This is a genomic window from Paenibacillus sp. FSL W8-0187 (assembly GCF_037969755.1).
In the GTDB taxonomy this organism is placed as follows: Bacteria; Bacillota; Bacilli; order Paenibacillales; family Paenibacillaceae; genus Paenibacillus_AQ.
Window position 1 is genome coordinate 3,474,147 of record NZ_CP150206.1, and the last position, 18,904, is coordinate 3,493,050.

General features: G+C 45.8%; 23 protein-coding genes. 14 read left to right on the forward strand and 9 right to left on the reverse strand.

Annotated features, from left to right (window positions below):
* Positions 1 to 126 precede the first annotated feature (126 nt).
* From MKY48_RS15585 to MKY48_RS15600, 4 genes are all read left to right on the forward strand, one after another.
* Positions 127 to 612 carry an Rrf2 family transcriptional regulator gene (locus tag MKY48_RS15585; RefSeq protein WP_339293512.1) on the forward strand — a complete coding sequence of 162 codons (486 nt, stop codon included), beginning with the start codon at positions 127 to 129 and terminating at the stop codon, positions 610 to 612.
* A gap of 321 nt (positions 613 to 933) precedes the next feature.
* Complete coding sequence (locus MKY48_RS15590) at positions 934 to 1,137, forward strand: DUF3658 domain-containing protein (RefSeq protein ID WP_339293513.1); 204 nt, start codon at positions 934 to 936, stop codon at positions 1,135 to 1,137.
* A gap of 131 nt (positions 1,138 to 1,268) precedes the next feature.
* The gene (locus MKY48_RS15595) at positions 1,269 to 2,039 is read left to right on the forward strand and encodes an alpha/beta hydrolase (protein ID WP_339293358.1); all 771 of its coding nucleotides are present in this window, start codon (positions 1,269 to 1,271) and stop codon (positions 2,037 to 2,039) included.
* An 82-nt stretch (positions 2,040 to 2,121) separates the two neighbouring features.
* The gene (locus MKY48_RS15600; RefSeq protein ID WP_339293359.1) at positions 2,122 to 2,976 is read left to right on the forward strand and encodes an aminoglycoside phosphotransferase family protein; all 855 of its coding nucleotides are present in this window, start codon (positions 2,122 to 2,124) and stop codon (positions 2,974 to 2,976) included.
* Between the two features lie 159 nt (positions 2,977 to 3,135).
* Here MKY48_RS15600 and MKY48_RS15605 read toward each other — a convergent pair whose 3' ends face one another.
* The 4 genes from MKY48_RS15605 to MKY48_RS15620 all read right to left on the reverse strand — a co-directional run bounded on the left by MKY48_RS15605 (position 3,136) and on the right by MKY48_RS15620 (position 5,992).
* On the reverse strand, positions 3,136 to 3,960 hold the full coding sequence (locus tag MKY48_RS15605; RefSeq protein WP_339293360.1) for a DJ-1/PfpI family protein: 825 nt from the start codon (positions 3,958 to 3,960) through the stop codon (positions 3,136 to 3,138).
* A 2-nt stretch (positions 3,961 to 3,962) separates the two neighbouring features.
* Entirely contained in the window at positions 3,963 to 4,595 is a 633-nt protein-coding gene (locus tag MKY48_RS15610) for a DUF2306 domain-containing protein (RefSeq protein WP_339293361.1), read from the reverse strand.
* Between the two features lie 121 nt (positions 4,596 to 4,716).
* A complete protein-coding gene (locus MKY48_RS15615; protein WP_339293362.1) occupies positions 4,717 to 5,757 on the reverse strand; it encodes a DJ-1/PfpI family protein in 1,041 nt (346 codons plus the stop codon).
* Positions 5,758 to 5,776: 19 nt separating this feature from the next.
* The gene (locus tag MKY48_RS15620; protein ID WP_339293363.1) at positions 5,777 to 5,992 is read right to left on the reverse strand and encodes a hypothetical protein; all 216 of its coding nucleotides are present in this window, start codon (positions 5,990 to 5,992) and stop codon (positions 5,777 to 5,779) included.
* A gap of 205 nt (positions 5,993 to 6,197) precedes the next feature.
* Here MKY48_RS15620 and MKY48_RS15625 point away from each other — a divergent pair, with 205 nt between their 5' ends.
* Positions 6,198 to 6,884 carry a response regulator transcription factor gene (locus MKY48_RS15625; protein WP_076323376.1) on the forward strand — a complete coding sequence of 229 codons (687 nt, stop codon included), beginning with the start codon at positions 6,198 to 6,200 and terminating at the stop codon, positions 6,882 to 6,884.
* Between the two features lies 1 nt (position 6,885).
* The gene (locus MKY48_RS15630; protein WP_339293364.1) at positions 6,886 to 8,244 is read left to right on the forward strand and encodes a HAMP domain-containing sensor histidine kinase; all 1,359 of its coding nucleotides are present in this window, start codon (positions 6,886 to 6,888) and stop codon (positions 8,242 to 8,244) included.
* Between the two features lie 50 nt (positions 8,245 to 8,294).
* Here MKY48_RS15630 and MKY48_RS15635 read toward each other — a convergent pair whose 3' ends face one another.
* The gene (locus MKY48_RS15635) at positions 8,295 to 8,495 is read right to left on the reverse strand and encodes a hypothetical protein (RefSeq protein WP_339293365.1); all 201 of its coding nucleotides are present in this window, start codon (positions 8,493 to 8,495) and stop codon (positions 8,295 to 8,297) included.
* A gap of 315 nt (positions 8,496 to 8,810) precedes the next feature.
* Between MKY48_RS15635 and MKY48_RS15640 the strand changes: the two genes are divergently transcribed.
* From MKY48_RS15640 to MKY48_RS15650, 3 genes are all read left to right on the forward strand, one after another.
* A complete protein-coding gene (locus MKY48_RS15640; RefSeq protein WP_339293366.1) occupies positions 8,811 to 9,323 on the forward strand; it encodes an N-acetylmuramoyl-L-alanine amidase in 513 nt (170 codons plus the stop codon).
* Positions 9,324 to 9,347: 24 nt separating this feature from the next.
* Entirely contained in the window at positions 9,348 to 10,403 is a 1,056-nt protein-coding gene (locus MKY48_RS15645; RefSeq protein ID WP_339293367.1) for a helix-turn-helix domain-containing protein, read from the forward strand.
* A 173-nt stretch (positions 10,404 to 10,576) separates the two neighbouring features.
* Positions 10,577 to 11,371, forward strand: a complete 795-nt coding sequence (locus tag MKY48_RS15650) for an SDR family oxidoreductase (protein ID WP_339273168.1) — start codon at positions 10,577 to 10,579, stop codon at positions 11,369 to 11,371.
* Positions 11,372 to 11,474: 103 nt separating this feature from the next.
* On the opposite strand, the gene tatC is transcribed toward MKY48_RS15650, so the two are convergent.
* Genes tatC through MKY48_RS15665 form a run of 3 tightly spaced genes read right to left on the reverse strand, consistent with a single transcriptional unit; the run spans position 11,475 to position 13,098 of the window.
* Complete coding sequence (tatC, locus tag MKY48_RS15655; protein WP_339293368.1) at positions 11,475 to 12,218, reverse strand: twin-arginine translocase subunit TatC; 744 nt, start codon at positions 12,216 to 12,218, stop codon at positions 11,475 to 11,477.
* A complete protein-coding gene (gene tatA / locus MKY48_RS15660) occupies positions 12,215 to 12,400 on the reverse strand; it encodes a twin-arginine translocase TatA/TatE family subunit (protein ID WP_071221680.1) in 186 nt (61 codons plus the stop codon). The genes tatC and tatA overlap by 4 nt, the downstream gene beginning before the upstream one ends.
* A 17-nt stretch (positions 12,401 to 12,417) precedes the next feature.
* Positions 12,418 to 13,098, reverse strand: a complete 681-nt coding sequence (locus tag MKY48_RS15665) for a hypothetical protein (protein ID WP_339293369.1) — start codon at positions 13,096 to 13,098, stop codon at positions 12,418 to 12,420.
* Between the two features lie 123 nt (positions 13,099 to 13,221).
* On the opposite strand from MKY48_RS15665, the gene MKY48_RS15670 reads away from it, so the two are divergent.
* From MKY48_RS15670 to MKY48_RS15690, 5 genes are all read left to right on the forward strand, one after another.
* A complete protein-coding gene (locus tag MKY48_RS15670) occupies positions 13,222 to 13,983 on the forward strand; it encodes a gluconate 2-dehydrogenase subunit 3 family protein (protein WP_339293370.1) in 762 nt (253 codons plus the stop codon).
* 30 nt (positions 13,984 to 14,013) lie between these two features.
* On the forward strand, positions 14,014 to 15,726 hold the full coding sequence (locus MKY48_RS15675) for a GMC family oxidoreductase (RefSeq protein ID WP_076323385.1): 1,713 nt from the start codon (positions 14,014 to 14,016) through the stop codon (positions 15,724 to 15,726).
* A 32-nt stretch (positions 15,727 to 15,758) separates the two neighbouring features.
* Positions 15,759 to 16,136, forward strand: a complete 378-nt coding sequence (locus MKY48_RS15680; protein WP_339293371.1) for a c-type cytochrome — start codon at positions 15,759 to 15,761, stop codon at positions 16,134 to 16,136.
* A gap of 124 nt (positions 16,137 to 16,260) precedes the next feature.
* Positions 16,261 to 16,971 carry an alpha/beta hydrolase gene (locus tag MKY48_RS15685; RefSeq protein ID WP_339293372.1) on the forward strand — a complete coding sequence of 237 codons (711 nt, stop codon included), beginning with the start codon at positions 16,261 to 16,263 and terminating at the stop codon, positions 16,969 to 16,971.
* Between the two features lie 193 nt (positions 16,972 to 17,164).
* The gene (locus MKY48_RS15690; RefSeq protein WP_339293373.1) at positions 17,165 to 17,941 is read left to right on the forward strand and encodes a hypothetical protein; all 777 of its coding nucleotides are present in this window, start codon (positions 17,165 to 17,167) and stop codon (positions 17,939 to 17,941) included.
* Positions 17,942 to 18,026: 85 nt separating this feature from the next.
* Here MKY48_RS15690 and MKY48_RS15695 read toward each other — a convergent pair whose 3' ends face one another.
* On the reverse strand, positions 18,027 to 18,872 hold the full coding sequence (locus tag MKY48_RS15695) for a helix-turn-helix domain-containing protein (RefSeq protein WP_339293514.1): 846 nt from the start codon (positions 18,870 to 18,872) through the stop codon (positions 18,027 to 18,029).
* Between the last annotated feature and the right edge of the window lie 32 nt (positions 18,873 to 18,904).

The following is an 18,904-nucleotide window of genomic DNA, read 5'->3' on the forward strand; positions in this document are numbered from 1 at the left end:
CAAAGCAATAGTAGGTAAATTCAACCATGCTTCATCCTGAAACGTGGATTCATTGCAAAAAAGAATCCGAATTAATATAATGGATATCACAGGTCCATGTGATTCGAATTAAAGGAGGGAACCGTCATACAGTTTTCCAAAAGCGTTGATTACGCTCTGCACGCCTTAATCCATTTGGCTCATTCGGAGCGTGACCAGAACATCGGAATCAAGGAGTTATCTGCGACGCTGGGCGTTTCGGAAAGCTATTTATCCAAAATCATGTCCAAGCTGAGACAGGATGGAATCGTGCGAGCAGTGCCGGGAGTGAACGGAGGCTACGAGCTGGCCAAGCAGGCTGAGCAGATTACATTCCTTGAAGTGATACAGGTAATTGAAGGAAGACAGCAGCTCTTTGAATGCTCAAATATGAATTCGCGGCAGCACCGTTTGCTGACCGAGGAGAAGGCTGCCGAGAAACAAGAGGACCGTCCCCGTGAGTGCGTATGCCTGGTCAAACAGGTGATGGACGGTGCCGAACGGCAATTGAATCGATACTTGGAGGAGCAAACGATCCAGTCGGTATTGGAGGCTGCATCGAAGCGTGGCAGCTGTGATGAAAACAAGAAGTGATGAGCTTCTTGTTTTTTTTAATATGGATAAGCTGAAAGTTTGGGAGGGATCGTAATCGATAAACTCTTTGAGAAATTAAGCAGGTTTGGAGAAAGAGAACGTTGGCTTTTACTTGGTCAGTTGCTGAATAAAGCGATACACGATTCAACGAATGGTGAGCATGAAGATAGAGTGTTCGGTCAGAGATTGAGGGGATCCCTCTGAATTCTGATCTAAGGCAGCGATATGAATCAGAATGGTTGGAGCTGGCAGGACAGGATTATGTGCTTCGACTCTGGGAAGAGGGAGGATAGACTGGACGAGGTTATTGTTAAATCGGTCATGGAGCTGCTAGATAAACACAATCCTGGTGATATGGTTAACGCTGGAGAAGTCGTGACTAAAACATTGGAAATCTCAAAGCAACATATAAGTTATTCCTTCATCATGTACAGAATCTGGAGTTTAGTCAGTGAGGGTGTCCTGATGTTCAAGGGTCAACCGGGCTTTCCTCATCAATTCTCGCTAGGGTTATCACATGTTTAAGAAGTCGCCATTGGCGGCTTTTTTTGTTTTGATTTTGTTTCATTACGATTTTCTATTGACCGGACGTTCAGTCTTAAATTATATTAGAATCATAATCTGGATAATCATTCATTGGAGAGAGGAGTTTTCAAATGGATTTAGCTTATCAAACTCAAGGCATTGGGACACCTGTTGTGTTGGTACACAGTCCAGGTGTAGACTCAAGAGAATGGAAGTATATTGCTCCGCATTTAGCTCGGAGCCATCAAGTCATCACGTATGATGGTCGGGGAACGGGAAAATCTCCAGCGCCGCAAAAACCAACCAGCTTGGTTGAAGACCTGCGAGCATTGCTTGATCATCTGGAAATTGACAGCGCTTCGCTTGTCGGTCATTCTATGGGAGGGCAGGCAGTTACGGATTTTGCCTTGACTTACCCTTCCAGGGTTGACCATTTAGTATTAATCGCACCATCGCTAACCGGATTCGAGCACTCTCAGCCATTCATCGATTGGATGGCCCAAGTAAATGCATGCGCACCAGATGTTAACCGTCTGGTTGAACAATCGTTGAGCGGTCCAAATTATCGTGTGACGATGTCCAGCGCTGAACGGGATTTTTTGCGCGAGATGCATACGCTGTATATGACAAGAGTGTTTAGTGAGTGGAAGAGCTTTGAGGTTGTATGGCCGATGCCGCCAGTCATCGAGCGGTTGGAGGAGCTTGTTGCAAGGACGCTGTTTATTCAGGGAACGGTCGAATGGGAGGATATGCAACGAATTGCGGAACAGTTCAAGCGTGTTCAAGACATCCGTTTCGAAGTAATTGAGGGGGCTGACCATATGGTTACGCTGACACATGCAGAAGAACTTGCTGGTTTGATTCTTACATTTTTAGAAGGTACCTTATCTTCAAAAGGGTAAAGGTATTCAGCGTGGTAATGATAAGTATCAGCATGTTCGCGATAGGAACATGCTGGATTTATGCAATGTGGGGGAAATCACAATGAATGAGCAGTTGCTTGCGCGTAAGCTGGAACTTGTGAAAGCTGAAATAGGAGAAATGACTTATCAAACCATTGAAATAATCAACACTGGATGCGAGAAAGATGTTGTCATCTTAGACAAAACAAACGTTATCTCTTTCTATCGTGATGGATTTCATTTCGACACTTATCATGCAAGACAGGAACTGATTCGCAGATTAGGAAAGCACGCGGAGATAGTTTTACCAGAAAGCTTATATGTATCTCATACTGAGGATTTTGTGATAGAGAATTATGTGCCTGGGTATCGGATTACACCGCAATATGTTGAGGAAAATAAAAAGAATGCAAAACAAATTGGAAGGTTGGTAGGAAGATTTTTAAGGCAACTTCATACGGTACCAGAACAAGGCTTGAACTTGCATACCCGCTTTGAACAGGATGTTCGAAACGACATGGAGCAAGGGCTCTCACTTTTGGAGAACAAACTTTCCAGAATCGAGATGAATCAGATTATGGAATTTCTGAGTATGTATTATGAAATTTCTGGATCGACTCAGACTTGTTTAGTGCATGGGGATTTTCATTATGATAATGTGCTTTGGGATGAGGAGGCCGGTCGCCTGGGGGTTATCGATTTCAGCGAAGGAGGGATCGAGGACCCTGCCCTGGACTTTATGTATATGTGTTATTACCCCGAGGAATTCCGTCGAGAGGTATTTGATGAATACGGTTCAATCGAGAAAAACTTATACGAAAGAAGCAAAGTATATAACAGGATTTATGGATTATATGATATGGTTGAAACTCTCAAGAATAATCCTCGCAAGCCGGATTTTCAAAAAGGGTATAGTAGATTTTTTGATAGAGAATAACATACACGCAAAAAGCCGCATAATTGCGGCTTTTTTGATGAATTCATGCATTTCTTTAAGCGAGTAAATGAAACGACATGTAATCATTGTGACTAGATATCTCTAATAAACGGCAGGTGGGGCCGACGAGGTTCGAAGCTCCCCGAATGCCTCGAGTCCTTATTTTTCAGCTTTCTTCCCCGGTACAGCGGGTTGTATTTTTTTAGGCGTTTCCTGGCTCGTCTCAAAGCTAATCGGCGTGATGCCTTTTGCTTGCCACACCGTGCCTCTACGCTCGTATTCAAATAACTTTTCGATGGCATTCGCAATCTGTGGCCCGACTTCACGCTCAACCAAATACAAGGCCACATCAAGTCCGGAAGTAACACCTCCGCCAGTCACCAAGCGAGGACCATCTTCCACGATTCTTGCATCAACTGGAATTGCACCGAGAGCTCCTAATGCACCCATGCCTATCTGATTGGTGACAGCATATCTATCCTTCAATAAACCATCCATAGCCAGCAGCAATGAACCTCCACACACGGTAGCCACCGTAACTTCCTTATTATTCATAGCTTGTTTCACCATACTGGTTAAGCCCGTATCCTTAGCCTGCCTTAATATGTTGGGGATTGCATCTGCGGTATTCCCCGCTGGCTTTCCCGAAGCTCCAGGAACTACAATAATCCCGGGACGATTAGGGTCTAATACGGCTTGGGCTTCAAGCGTGGGTCCATCCAGCCCGCTCGGAACCGAACGCTTACCTTCTGCAGATACCAATTCTACCGTAACTTTTCCTCCAGTGTACATTCCAGCTGCAGCAAATACTTCATAAGGCGCTAATGCGTCCAGCAGATCAAATCCATCGAATAATACGATTTGTACATGCACGCTTTTGTCTTTGGATGGATCCTGATTCTTTTTTGTTTCCGCGCTTGCTGCGGGGGCTAACAGACTTAGAACGAGCGTAAACGACATGAGTAAGCTAAGTATTCTTTTCATTCTTATACCAATTCCTTTCGATTCGTTCTGATGATAATTTCAGGAATAACTAGCAGCAGCGCAATTGAGCCGTAAACGCCGATGGTGTAGCTGGTAGCGTAAACATACCCGAATCCCTGATGAAAAAGGGAAGTAATGAGATGAATCAACATGTTCGTGAAGCAAAAGGCATAACTGCGAATCATCCAATTTCGATGACAGATGATCCGTTTCCTCTTGATTTGGACGAGCGCCGTAATGGTGATAAACAGCCAGATCATATTCAGCAGATTGAATCCCATACTGCTTAATTTTCCGCCAGTGGCATAGGGGGCCATATATCCGGAAGTCAGCACAACTAGCAGTACGGATACGATATATACATAGCCGTTTATGCGATGGAGCCGGCGGCTTCTTTCAAATATTCGATTCGAAAAGTTAACCAGTCCCGATGCCATGGCCATACATGCGAATGCAACATGAACGTACATAACATTTAGCCAATCCGGGAGATTGAGCTCGCGCTTCAGCCCGGTCTTATGACTTAAAAACCCCGAAGCAGCGGGATCGATCCAATAGTTTTTCACCAAGGCGTGTAGTATAAATAGAATGCTGATACAGGCCAGCAATAGATATAACGATTTTCGTTTCTTCATCCGCTCGCAACTCCCGAAACTCTAGATTTGATACACACCATTCCTGGTAAAGAAAAACTCGATCGACATACATCCTTGGAAGCCATTATCGCGTGTATGCCGCGGTTTTTCTTTTTTACGATCAGGAAACCCGATTTCCTGTTAATTTGGATGCAGGCAGAAGGCCAGCTTTGGCTATACCGACCATGTGATCTCCATCGACGACAACTTCAAATTTGAGATTCAAGCGCATGGGTTTCGTGATTCGTAGTGACCAGGCCAGCTTGTTATCCTGAAGCACAGGGTTCATAAACTCAATGGTTTCATCCCCCTGCGTTGCCGTGCCCTGGATCATATCGTTCCTTGTCAATATGGAGAGCTTGACCTCCATCTTCCCGACGGGCGTAGCGATAGTGGTCTCCCAATCCCCGTCGAAGACCGATGCCTGTATGCTTTTGCTATGCTGGGAGCTGGGCGTGGGTGTCATCGCTGTTATGTTCACCGCGACATTTGGTTCGTCGCTCGTCACTGATTTATTAACGTTAGGCTTTATCCCTGTATCCTTCCAGACCGTGCCTCTTCGTTCATATTCGAATAACTGCTCGACCGCGTGAGCGATACGAGGCCCAAGTTCACGTTCGACCAGATATAGCGCTACATCGAGTCCTGAAGTTACACCGCCGCCAGTGACCAGATTACCGTCGTCCACGACGCGAGCCGAGACGGGAACTGCTCCAGTTGCACCAAGTAAGTCCATGCCCAGGTGGTTCGTTACCGCCGGCCGGCCTTCTAAGAGGCCTCCCATAGCAAGAATCAGGGAACCGCCACAGACCGTAGCGACTGTAATGTCTTTTTGCTGGAGAGCCTGCTTGATCAACCTGGTCAATTCGGTACTCATGGCCCGGCCCAGAATAGTCGGAATCGAATCGGGCCCATCACCTTCGACGTCGCCGGACGCGCCCGGAACGAGAATGATGCCCTCACGTTCCGGGTCCAGTCTGCCATTTGCTTCAATCTTCAACCCGTTGATGCCGCTAGGCACGGATCTTGGTCCTTCGGCCGTGACCAATTCTACATTTAACTCGTTTTCAGCATTCATGGCTGCGGCGCAAAAGACCTCATAAGGAGCTAACGCATCCAGAAGATCGAAGCCATCAAACAACACGATTTGAACGTTTAGCATCAATAAATTCTCCTTGTCTCTATTTGGTTAGAAGATCTTTCAGCATGCGATATTCCTTCTCATCAATTTCACCTTTGGCCATTCGGTTCTTCAGAATCATAGCGATATCATCCTTTTGATGGTTTTTGTAACGATGACGAATCGTGTATACTCGAACCGCCAGGAAAGAGAACAGCGTGAGACAAAACAAAGCGCCAAAAGGAAAGAACGAGAAAGCGTTATTTTCCAAACCCATATGTAAACCTCCTTTTCGATGAGTGCGCGGGAAGATCACCCGAAATATTGGCTGTCTGTGTGCGCAAATAGAAGCATAACAAAAGAATATCTCAAACGAAGATATAGAAAGGTCACAAAAGTATAAACAAATCATCACAATACATAAGCTCGCGTTAGTTCTAGCTAAAAAAATGATAAACTAGGAAAGCAAAGGTGGGATAAACATGAGTGTTTTCAAGACGATACTGGTTGTAGACGATGACCAAAGCATCGTTGAGTTATTAAGAGATTTTCTAGAGAATGACAACTTTCAAGTGAAAACTGCTTGCGATACCGCTCAAGCGTGGGACATATTTAAGCAGAACTCCATTCATTGTATTGTTCTGGACATTATGATGCCGGGACAAAACGGATTTGAGTTTTGCCGCCGGATTCGCGGGGAGAGCCATGTTCCGATCCTGTTCTTGAGTGCTCGCAGCGATGATGTGGATAAGATTCGAGGCCTGACTCTCGGAGGCGATGATTATATTGTTAAAACCGCTTCACCTGGTGAAATCGTTGCCAGAGTGAAAGCGGTATTGCGGCGTTCCGCTTCCCCGCAGCAAATGGATAGCAGGGTCTTGGATTACGGGCGAATCAAGTTAAATCTGTCCACAAGAGAAGTACTAGTGGATGGAAATAACGTCGTGCTGACACCCAGGGAATATGAGTTGCTGCGATTATTTGCCGAACATCCGAGACATGTTTTCTCCTATGAACAATTACTAGCGAAATTTTGGGATGGGGTGGGCGACAGGCACACGATTCGGGTCCATCTCAGCCGACTTCGTGAGAAAATCGAAGCTGATCCGAACCAACCGATATTCCTGGTCAACGTATGGGGAGTAGGGTATCGCTTTGAGGGAGGGTAACATGAGGTCACTCCGCATTCGCACGTTTACTATGCTCTGCTTCGTCTTTATTCTCACTTTGCCGTGGATCTTCTTTGTTGCTGCTCACTTTATGGAGACGAAGACGCTCAGCTTCGAAAAAGGTCGGCTGCAAAATGAGACGCTGCAACGAAATATATCGGAAATGACTCAGCGAATTGAATCGGGCACAGACCAATGGACGGATTCCGACTGGCAAAACCAATTGTATTCAGCACTGCGCGAAGCGAAGATGGATGTTCTCATTCAATCCGCAGCAGATCAGGAAATTTATCGTTCCAATCCAGATCGACGAGGAACTAATTTATCTACCGAGCGGTTCTCTGTCATCGAGGACGGCCAGCTGTTGGGAAGGGTTATTCTGTATCTGCCTCAGTCCAATCAATTTCAAGTGATGTCGGCTTTTGTCGGGCTGCTGCTTGCGATCTTTGTTGTTGGAATGGAAATGAGGCGATTCGTTCTTAAACCACTTGAGAAGATGGGAATCGCAGCTAGACAAATTGCAACAGGAGATTGGGATGTTCGGTTACCCATGTCGAGGATCACCGAAATCGCTGAAGTCCGCGACGGTTTCAATGTTATGGTCAAGGGGCTTGAGCAATCCTATCGAAAACAGGCCGAATTGGAGGAGGAACGCCGATTCGTCATTGCGGCAGTTGCGCATGATTTGCGGACACCTTTGTTCGCTTTGCGGGGCTATTTGGATGGTCTGGAGCAAGGGATCGCTCAATCTCCGGAAAAAATGGCCCAATATGTGGCGGTTTGCAAGGATAAATCGGCACAATTGGATCGGTTGGTAGAGGATCTGTTCACCTTTACAAAAATGGAGTATGTGGAGTCGGAACTGAACACTAAAACGGTTGATTTTAACCAGGTTATCCGGAATTCGATGGACAGTCTGAGTCCGCTGGCTCGGCAAAAAGGCATCTCGATCTCATTCCGTGTAACAGATGGCTGCATCATCAATGGAGATATGCATTTATTGGAGCGAGCCATGAACAATCTTCTGGATAATGCCGTCAGACACACACCTACAGATGGTGACATCGAAGTCCTGTGCAACAAAGATGGCAATAAGGTTATGTTTGCGATACGCGATACCGGGTCGGGCTTCTCTCTGGAAGAACTTGAGCGTGTATTTGAACCGCTGTATCGCGGGGAAGCCTCCAGAAGCCGCTCTACTGGAGGAAGCGGATTAGGCTTAACCATTTCACAAAGAATTGTTAGGCAGCACGGAGGCGAGCTTGCCGCAAGCAATCATCCGGAAGGGGGAGCGCTGCTGGAAGGATGGTTACCTGCAGCAGCTTCAGAGCAGATGGATTCAGAAAGCCACGAAAAATGATGGGAATCACTGTAGAATACTAGTTATGGGACGGTGTTCATACAACGCATTTAGTTGAAGAAAAGCGAGAAGAAGGCGATTCCATAGATGACCATATAGTGGATACCTTTACCTTTAATTTTACGGGAAGCGAACAAATATCTGAATCCGGTTCCTCCTGGAAGCTCCACCAATATCACCGTTACGGTAGCCAATGTCTCTAATAATGTTTTGACTGAGGTACGAGTCTTTGAATCACTGACCGGTTTCACAACGGTGATTCCGGAACTGCTCCCAGGTCAGAGCGCCTCTTGGGGCAGGCCAGACGATTGTGCTGCAATATGTTGTTCATGAAGCTACCGAGGAAGACATTGTCATCAGTCGGGTTATCGCATTTTCAGATAATGGCCCAAGGCTGGAAGTGGGGACACCATTAAGAATTACTGGCGAGGATGAAGAATAAGGACGTATCTCAATAAAAAGCGTAGAACCTCGGTTCTGCGCTTTTTTTAATTGATGTTGATTTCATCTCCACTTGATCTTGATGTCACCCTTGTACACACGTTTAAGGAAGGGGGAGAAAACGGATGAAAAAGGGTGCAACGATCATACCGCTTATATTGTCAGCAATATTCATTATTTTGCTGTATAATAATCTTTCGAATGAAGGTTCAGCAAGCTATCGTATGGCGGATATAACCAGTTCGAATGATCGCTCGCATGGCAAACAAACACAGCACGATCCAGAATCGACCTATATAGTAGTTATCGATCCTGCAGATTTATTTATATCCATTCACGGCAATACGTACGAGGATTCCAGCGTTTCAGGCATCGAAACTTATTATTACAACGACAACTCCTTCATCTTGGCTGACCTTATGCATAAGCATAGCGTGAAAGGCGTCGGGTTTCGAGACCGGGGAGTGAAGCATGAGGATTTCTTTGTATTGAAGGATACCAATATGCCTGCCGTTCTGCTGGAGATGTGTTACTTAACCAATCCGCAAGAAGAGGAAGAAATGCTAACAGAAGAAGTCCAATACAGGATAGCAAGTTCCATCCTGGACGGAATCAAGGAATATCTAACATTACAATAAACAGTATATAAAGGAGCCCTATAAATGAAGCATTATGCATCTGGCCGTATTAAAATCCCGCCGGGATTTTGGGAAGGATTACATCAATTAGGGATTGCCGCTCATGACATAGCACGCAAAGCACAATTACCGCTCACCATCATAACGGAGTCCATAGTCACCACTGCCCAATATTTCGCGATCTGGAAGGCTTATTCCGATCTCATTGGTGACACGGCCCAAGCCATCATCAAGCTTGCGACCGTTTTTGAAACGGCGCAGTACCCACCGACCGTCTTAGCGCCTTACCACGCTCGTGACTACCGCGATGCTCTAAACCGAATGGCTCGGTATAAACAACTATGTCCACCCGAAGGCTTGCTGATTACCGAGGAAGGCGAGTACTGCACCATCGAGCTGGAATGGCTGAATCCAGGCGAACAGCCCGGTCCTCCGCTGCTTGTGGGTATCACACTAGCATGTCTTTTGGAGCTTGGACGCCGGGGCACAGGCCAACCATTGACCGCACACTTGGTTGAATTTTCGCAGCCTATGGGCGATGTCCAAGCTCTTGAAGCTTATTTCGGCTGTCGTATCCGGATGGGTGCTTCGCGTAACCGGTTGACGCTCTATCGAAGAGATCTGGACCGCACTTTTATCTCGTATAACGAAGAATTGCTGGAGATCCTAACTCCCGCTCTGGACCGTTCGCTTGATGAACTACAGAGCAACCAATCCATTACCGACCTGGTTAAGTGGATCATGAAGCGCAGTCTTACAGGAGGGCGACCTGACATTCAGTCTGTGGCGAAGGAGTTCAATATGAGTGATCGTACGTTACAGCGCAGGTTAACGGAAGAAAATACGAGCTTCAAGCAATTGCTGATGCAAGCTAGGCACGAGCAGGCCATTGAGTACTTGGCAGACCCCTCGCTCGATCTCAAAGAAGTTGCTTTTTTGATTGGATATGAAGATCAGAACTCGTTCTACCGTGCCTTCCGTCTTTGGGAAGGAGATACTCCATCAAATTGGCGTACTGAGCATCTTAGTACCCATTCGCTTTCAGAACAACAGCAGGGAATGCTGACCATGAATTCATAGCGTTCTCAACTAAACGGTTTCTATAGAGAGGTTGCAGGTTACTTCAGTGTGTTGCTTTAGTATTATCAATTGGCGTGTTATACAAGTACTTTGGCGCTATGTGCTAGTTACTCAACATTCCTGACAAAGTAATATAATCACTATCCGGATCACAAAGGAGAAATGATTATATTATGGATATGGGATTAAACAATAAAACGGCTCTAGTTACCGGTTCAACAAAAGGCATAGGTAAGGCCATTGCTATTGAACTTGCAAGAGAAGGTGTTCATGTACTCATTAATGGACGAAATCATGAAGAGGTCGAGCAAACCGTGAATGACATCAAGTCCCAATTCCCGGCGACGTCTCCTCAAAATGCTACAGCCGATATCGTGGATGCAAAGCAAAGAGAAGCTTTGTTTGAAAAATATCCCCATGTGGATATTTTAGTTAACAACATGGGTATTTATGAAATTATGCAGTATGAGGATGTTGATGATGAGGTATGGGAGAAATATTTCCGTACGAATGTGCTTGCAGCTAATGGATTAACTAAATTTTACTTGCCACATATGTTGAAACGTGATGATGGGCGCATTATTTTTATAGCCAGCGAAGAAGCCGTAATGCCTTCAGGACAAATGCCTCAATACTGCATGACAAAATCAATGCTCTTATCCTTGTCTAAGAGCTTGTCCAAATTAACCAGGGGAACGGAAGTAACCGTTAATACGATTATGCCAGGACCAACCCTCTCAGAGAATGTGTACCAAATCATAGAAGGAATGTACCCTGATAAAAATATGACTTTTTCTGAAAAAGAGAAGGAATTTATGGTTACGAACCTACCTCAATCCGAAATACAGCGATTTATCAAGCCTATCGAAATAGGTAGACTGGCTGCATTCCTGTGCAGTCCTTACGCATCCGCGTTTAAAGGTTCTCCAATTCGTATGGATGGCGGAATGGTGCCTACGATTTTCTAAGGTTATTATAATATTCTTACTCATATTAAAAGCTTGGGATCTAAAAGAGATCTCCAAGCTTTTTTAGTATCTATTCGCAATATCCCTGATTCGAACCGGTTTTTTATTCGCTTATCAATTCCAGCTTGGTCAGCCTTTTGTGGTATATAATGCGAGACAGTCCAACGCTAATTTCATATAGAAGCAACAGGGGCACAATGACAAGAATGTCCGACACGATATCCGGCGGTGTAATGGTAACAGCTGCTATCGTCAGCAGCAAGTAGGCGATTTTCCGCATTTTAGCTAAGCGGAGCGGATTCAGGATGCCAATCGAGGTCAAGAACATGATAACGACGGGCATTTCGAACAGCACACCGAACGGTACGGTCATATGCACCATAAAACGGAAGTATCTCTCAGCTGTATAAGCTGTTATGAAATGATGCGACAGCGAATCCAGAAAGGACAGGACCATGGGGTAAATGACAAAGTAACCAAAAGCCAACCCCAATAAAAAAAGGGCTCCGATCGCGGGGATATACGCCAGAGAAGCACGCCGCTCAATGGTGCTTAAGCCGGGTACGACGAAACGCCATACCTGAAATCCGGCAACAGGCATCGTCACCGCCAGAGCTATAACGCCTGCAATCATGAAGTATACCCAAATCACGTCCGTTGGTCCCAATACTTGAAGCTGACCCTCCACGTCTCGAGTCAACATTTCATATAGGGGTTCAACATACAGAAAAGCGGCACAAAGGGCTACCAAAAAGGTGCCCAATGTGATGAGAATCCGCTTGCGGAGCTCTGTTAAGTGCTCCAATATATGCTGCTCCTGTTCTTGTGCCTGCTCGTGCTCGGTCATTTCAATTTATCTCCATCATGGATATCTTCGCTCGAAACCAGTTCACGCGTTGAGTTTTTGAACTCGCTCAGTGTACGACCGAAGGCACGGCCCAGTTCAGGCAGCTTCGAAGGACCGAAAATAATTAAGGCGATCAACAGAATGAGGATCAGCCCTGTCACACCGATATTTCCTAGAGGCATATGATCAACTCCTTTACCTATTTTTTATCCGATGCCATTTGCAGCAGCTTTGTAATATCTCTGGCGATCGACTCGTCGCGCGGCGCACCATGCAGCTTCGAGGCAATTCGGTCGATCAGCTCAGGAGCTTGCGGATTCGTTACCGTTAGAATTTGGACTTCTTCGTTAAACATGCTTTTCACTTGCTCTTTGGCTTGCGACATATTATCGTTGTCCGCAGACTTGGCCCCGATCACACCTTCGTTTGGTTCGCCTTTACCCGACATTCCTTGCGTCTGACTTAAAACCTTTTGCTGCATGTTGTCATATTGGTTAGAAGAAACGCGTGATTCTGCACGTGCCAGAATAATCGTGTCATTCAGGACAAAGGCTTTGACTCCTTCAATGCCTGAACTTGCGAGTCTTGACTGGACATGGGAAGAGACACCGCCTTCATGCAGGCTGGAAGAGCCGATCATGCTGTACACGGACATGCCCATACCGCTTGTGGTTTTCCCGTGGACATTGGTCGTTTCGGTCTTGGGCCCATGATAGCTTGGGATCACATCGGTACTGTGCAAGTGTACGGCATCCGCATTACGCTGTTCCATGGATTGCGCATTTTGTTGGTTGTCGTTTTGATTTAAGCAGGCAGTTAAAGAAAGAAGCAGTGCTGAGCCCAATATTGGACCTCTACACTTGCTCCACAATTGATTCATGAGCATTCGCCTCCATATCATTAGTGTTTTTATCATGCCCGGATGGAGAATAATGTATGAATGAAATTTTGATGGGGACAATACCCATTATTCCAAATGATAAAGAGTAGGGGTGCTGAGAGTTTGAGCGAACAAGACGAACAACAAACCAAACCATCGAAGTCTGGCAGCTCACAGACGATGTCACGGCGAAAGTTTCTGAGAAACTCCGGGTATGCCGTGGGAGGTGTCGTGCTGGGCGGGGTACTCGGTTATCTGCTGCCGAAGCGGGCAACTCAGCCTGCAGTGCCAGCTCCTGAGACGAATGGAAACAACTACAATCAAGCATTAATGTTCTTCAACCAGGAACAATACCGGATCACGGAAGCAGCCGTAGAGCGTATATTCCCTGCGGATGACAATGGTCCTGGCGCCAAAGAACTTGGCGCTGCATTCTTCATCGACCACCAGTTGGCCGGTGATTGGGGTTTTAATGCAAGAGACTACATGCAGCCGCCTTTTTATGTTGGAGAGAAAACGCAAGGTTATCAGGGACGATTAAGAAGACGAGAGATTTTCTACATTGGGCTGCGCGAAATTCAGAACTACAGCCAAAAAAATTATCAGAAAGATTTCCCGAGCCTGTCGCCAGAGGAACAGGATGCCGTGTTAACAGCCTTTCAGAACGATGAAGTCAAATTGACAACGATCTCAGCCAGCGGGTTCTTCAACCTGCTCCGCAGCAGCACATTAGAAGGTGTTTACAGTGATCCGCTATATGGTGGCAATAAAAATATGCAGGGCTGGGCGATGCGGCAATATCCGGGTAACCAAATGGCTTACACGAATATTATCGAGAAGAATTTTACCGTCATCCCGCCTAAGAGTTTAAAAGATCACCTATAACGGCTCACGATTAGCGAGAGGAGTATAGATATGGCTAAAAAATTACCTAAAACGGATGTTGTCATCATTGGCGTCGGCTGGGCTGGCGGCATTATCGCTTCGGAACTGACCAAGAACGGTTTATCCGTTGTCGGATTGGAGCGAGGTAAAGAAAGAGTGACGGAAGACTATTACATGGCTCACGATGAACTCCGTTATGCGCTTCGGTACGATTTAATGCAGGACCTCTCCAAAGAAACGATTACATTTCGAAGCACTGAAAAAATACGTGCGCTTCCAATGAGGCAATATGGCTCGTTCTTGTTAGGCGAGGGATTGGGAGGAGCCGGGGTGCACTGGAACGGGCAAACATTCCGTTTTTTGCCTTACGATTTTAAAATTCGGAGCATGACGGAAGAACGATATGGGAAAGATAAAATACCGCCGGAAATGATGATCCAGGACTGGGGTATAACCTATGATCAGCTTGAGCCGTTCTTTGATAAGTTTGAGAAGACGACCGGCATCTCCGGCGAGGAAAATCCCTTGGCAGGGAAACGTTCGAATCCTTACCCGACACCGCCTATGCTTCACACGCCATCCATGAAGATGTTCACAGAAGCGGCGAAAAAACTGAAGCTCAATCCCTATACGGTGCCTTCAGCCAATCTGTCGGAAAGCTATACGAATCCGGATGGCATTGCCCGTGCAGGTTGTCAGTATTGTGGGTATTGCGAGCGGTTTGGGTGTGAATACGGGGCGAAAGCGGATCCGGTCGTTACCGTGATTCCTGTTGCCAAAAAAACCGGAAAGTTCGAAATCCGGACCCATTCCTATGTAAGACGAATCCTGCATACGGGAGGTAAGGCAACGGGTGTCATGTACACGGATCTAACGACGGGAGAGGAAATCGAACAGCCAGCGGATATCGTCGTTTCAACGGGGTATGTATTTAATAATACTCGTTTGATGCTTCTCTCTAAGATCGGTAAACCGTACGACTCGTCCAGCGGAACAGGTGTGATTGGCAAAAACTATGCTTATCAGGTCATCAAGGGGACCGCCGCCGGATTTTTTGAGGATCAATTCAATCTGTTTGCCGGAGCGGGAAGCTTAGGAATGGGCTTGGACGATTATAACGGCGACAATTTTGATCACTCGGATCTAAAGTTCATACATGGGGGGAACATCGCCCATACGGTAACAGGACAAAGACCCATTCAGAACAATCCTGTTCCGGAAGATACACCGCGTTGGGGAAAAGAGTTTAAGGCGAATTCCTTGAAGTATGCAAACAGCGTGCTGTCCGTGGGCTCCCAAGGATCTTCTATGCCTTATCGGCATCACTACCTAGACTTGGATCCCACTTACAAGGATGCATACGGAGATCCGTTGATTCGAATCACGTTCGATTTCGAAGAGCAGGACCGTCAGTTGGCTAGGTATCTTTCTGATCGCTGCGCGGAGATCCTGCAGGAGATGGGGGCCCAGAATATTATGAAGTTGAAGGAACTGGGACCTTACGAAATAACGACATACCAATCGACTCATAATACCGGTGGGGTTATTATGGGTGAGAATCCTGGCAATTCAGCCATCAACAACTACATGCAAATGTGGGATATGGAAAATTTGTTTGTCGTGGGTGCATCCGCTTTCCCGCATAATAGCGGCTATAATCCGACAGGTACGGTCGGGGCTCTTGCGTATCGCGCAGCGGACGGAATCCTCGAATACAGCAAAAAGGGCGGGTTGCTCGTATAACTTGCATTTTACAAAAGGAGGTAGTTTCAAACATGTTCAAAAAAGGGTTGCTGTTTGTCATGCTTTTGTCAGCTTTTGCTTTTGGTGTGGTGGCATGTGGAGGTAAAAACACATCAGAGCCTGCCCCAGCAGAAAACGGCGGACAAGCTCCACAGGAAGGTACAACCGGCGGGGATGCGACGAATGCAGAAGCAACCTCGCTCTACAATGCAAACTGCATGGCTTGCCACGCGACGGACTTAAGCGGAGGTGGGAATTTTCCAAACCTGCAAAATGTAGGGGCCAAATACGATGCCAGCCAAATCTCAGCCATCATCACGAATGGCCGAAATGGAATGCCGGCATTCCAAGGCAAGCTCTCCGCTGACGAAATTAATGTGTTATCTGAATGGTTGTCCGCCAAAAAGTAAGGTGAATAGAATATGAAATAATGAGGACCCTCATGCTACAATGCAGATATCGCATTGTTATCATGGGGGTTCTTCATATGTACGGAAGATTGGGAACACTTTTTAAGAGGGGGACTGTGAAGTCATGACAGAGACGTTCGTATCCTCCTATAGCACTTGTTCAAACAATTGCCGAACGGTGGTTTTCTTTTTTGCCGGTGTCCTGACCTATCGAAATAATTTTGAAGACGCTGCAAGCGAGATTGCTCTTAGATATCCAAATGCCAAAATTGTAGTGATCTTTCCGTATGGGATGGCAAACGGCATAGCGGGTTCCTCGTTAATCCATCTGCTAGCCCGGCAGCTTACTCAAGTTGGCTATGACTTGGTTCGCGAGCAGTCTCGCCGGGTAGTGAACGCAGGGCAGATCATCCGCGAGCATGCAGCAGATACGGATCAGCTGATCCTGATCGGGCACAGCGCTGGAGGCGTGGTCGCCTATAAGGCAGGGCTTCATTTGGAGGAGAAGTACGACTTTCGGGGTATCCATGTATTTGCTGTGGGGTGTCCAAAGTTTTATTTGAAGGACATTCCTTACAATGAACGGTTTACATATATTACGGGCCAGAATCCGGACAGGATCACTAGAATTGGCAGTTGGCGCAAGCCGGGTTCCAGGGTGTACCGGGGAAGTCCGGGGCGCGAGATTCAACTGGATTTTAATCCGCACCATCAGGGATGGCGGTTTCATGCTTCTTATTTTCTGAAATCGGTATGGATGGATTCAAACGAAGCGTTCCATACCAATTCAGTAGATCTGGTTTCCAAAATCCACGAGTTGTACCCTGGAAACTAAATATTACATAATAAATATTATGTAAACCATCAGGTTCTTGTGAATAGAAAACTGGTAGATAACAGTATTGGCAACGTCATATAAGGTTATACTTGACTCTTTGGTTTATAATCTCTCAAACGGTTGATATTGGAATAGTTCGATGATACTATAGAACTATATTTTATAAGCCTTAAGGGGGAAAAATGTAACAGTGGAGAAAAAAAAGTCGAAGTTTAAAAAGATTTTGCTAATAATTGTGGGGGTTCTTGTCGTTCTTTTTGTCATTGGCAGATTATCCGACAATTCCTCATCCGATCCAGGTGACGGCACAACAGCGAAGAGTGCAAGTGCTGGCAAGACTGATGATCATGAAGCCAAATTTGCCGAAGCACAGGATTTATTCAAAAATGGAAACTATGTTCAAGCCAATGTAGTAGTCGACGAAGCTATTAAAGCTGAGAAAAAGGATGAATATACGAAACTGAAAACCGACATAGAGTCTAAGATCAAGAATCGGAAAACGGAACTGGAGTCCAAATTTGAAATTAAAGAAGATAAAGTCGAAAATATTACCTTTATCTCACCATCCGCGGGTGTTACCAAAGGCTTGAGCTTCTATCCTTACATCGGCGTAAAGGATTCCAAAAAATACATGATCTTACGAGTTGGGTATCAGGAGGACGCAAAAAAAGCCTTATTTGTGTTTACCAAAGTGAAGGTCCGTGCAGGAGACAAATTGCAGGAGCTAGATTTCAACCCGATGGATAAAGTGAATGATGTGGATCTTTTTGGTTCAGGAATGACAGAAATAGTGGATATAAATGTAGATAAAAAAATGGAAGACCTACTTGGTAACGTGATTCCAGCAAATGATGAAATCATTGTACGATTTGAGGATATATCCAATAAATCGACAGACTACACTTTAACCAAGAATCAGAAGCAAACGATAGCGGATATTATCGAATATTACAATTACTTGGATTAGTTTGCACTACTAACTGTTGTCTGTGTACTCATAACATACGTTCCAAAGAGCCGAATTCCCTTAAAGGAATTCGGCTCTTTGTTGTTTACGGCCGCATATCCGCCTGATGATTTTTACGGAATTTCAGGGGAGAGAGACCGATTATGCTTTTAAACGTGCGGCCGAAATGGGTGGAATTATCGAAGCCGACGCTTTCGGCGATTTCGGAAACTTGTAAATGGGATTCTTTCAACAAATGACACGCTTGCTTGATCCGTACGTGATTCACATACTCGATCAGAGTAAACCCTGTTGATTCCTTGAAGGTTCGACTAAGATGGGAGGGACTTACATGGAATCGGCTGGTGAGTTCCTCTAATGTCAGGCGCTGTTCGTAGTGGTGATTGATAAAGTGGGCAATATGGGAAATACGCTGATGAACCTGGTTGGTTGAGGCATTTATGTATTGACGACCACTGTTTAGAATACGGTGGATGAACACCAAAAGCTCGGACAACAGGATTTTGAGATAAAAATTCGACTCCGGAAATCCGTTGACCGATTCGGCGGCCATCTTCGCAAAAATCCCTTCGACATACCCCTGCTCCTGACCCTTTAACCGGATGGAGCCGGAACCTGTTTGGAAAGGGGAGAGAGGATGAAAAGACGAATCCTCGGTCAACAACCCACCTAAGAAATCTTCTTGGAAGAGCAGGGTCACCCTTTCAAATGGCGCACCGTTAGGATTGATCAGACGATGTCCGTCATTCTTACGAATGAGCAGCATGGAACCGCCCACAAGCTGAAACGGCTGACTTCCAATACAATAATGCAGCTCGCCAGAGACAATATACAGAATTTCATAAGCGTCGTGATAGTGGAATGAAGGAATACTCGATCGGGATTTGCTCTCTCGACTGATATAAAAGGGATCGGAGCAAAAAAAGTTGATGTCAAATCACCTCTCACGAAAATCCAGCTATG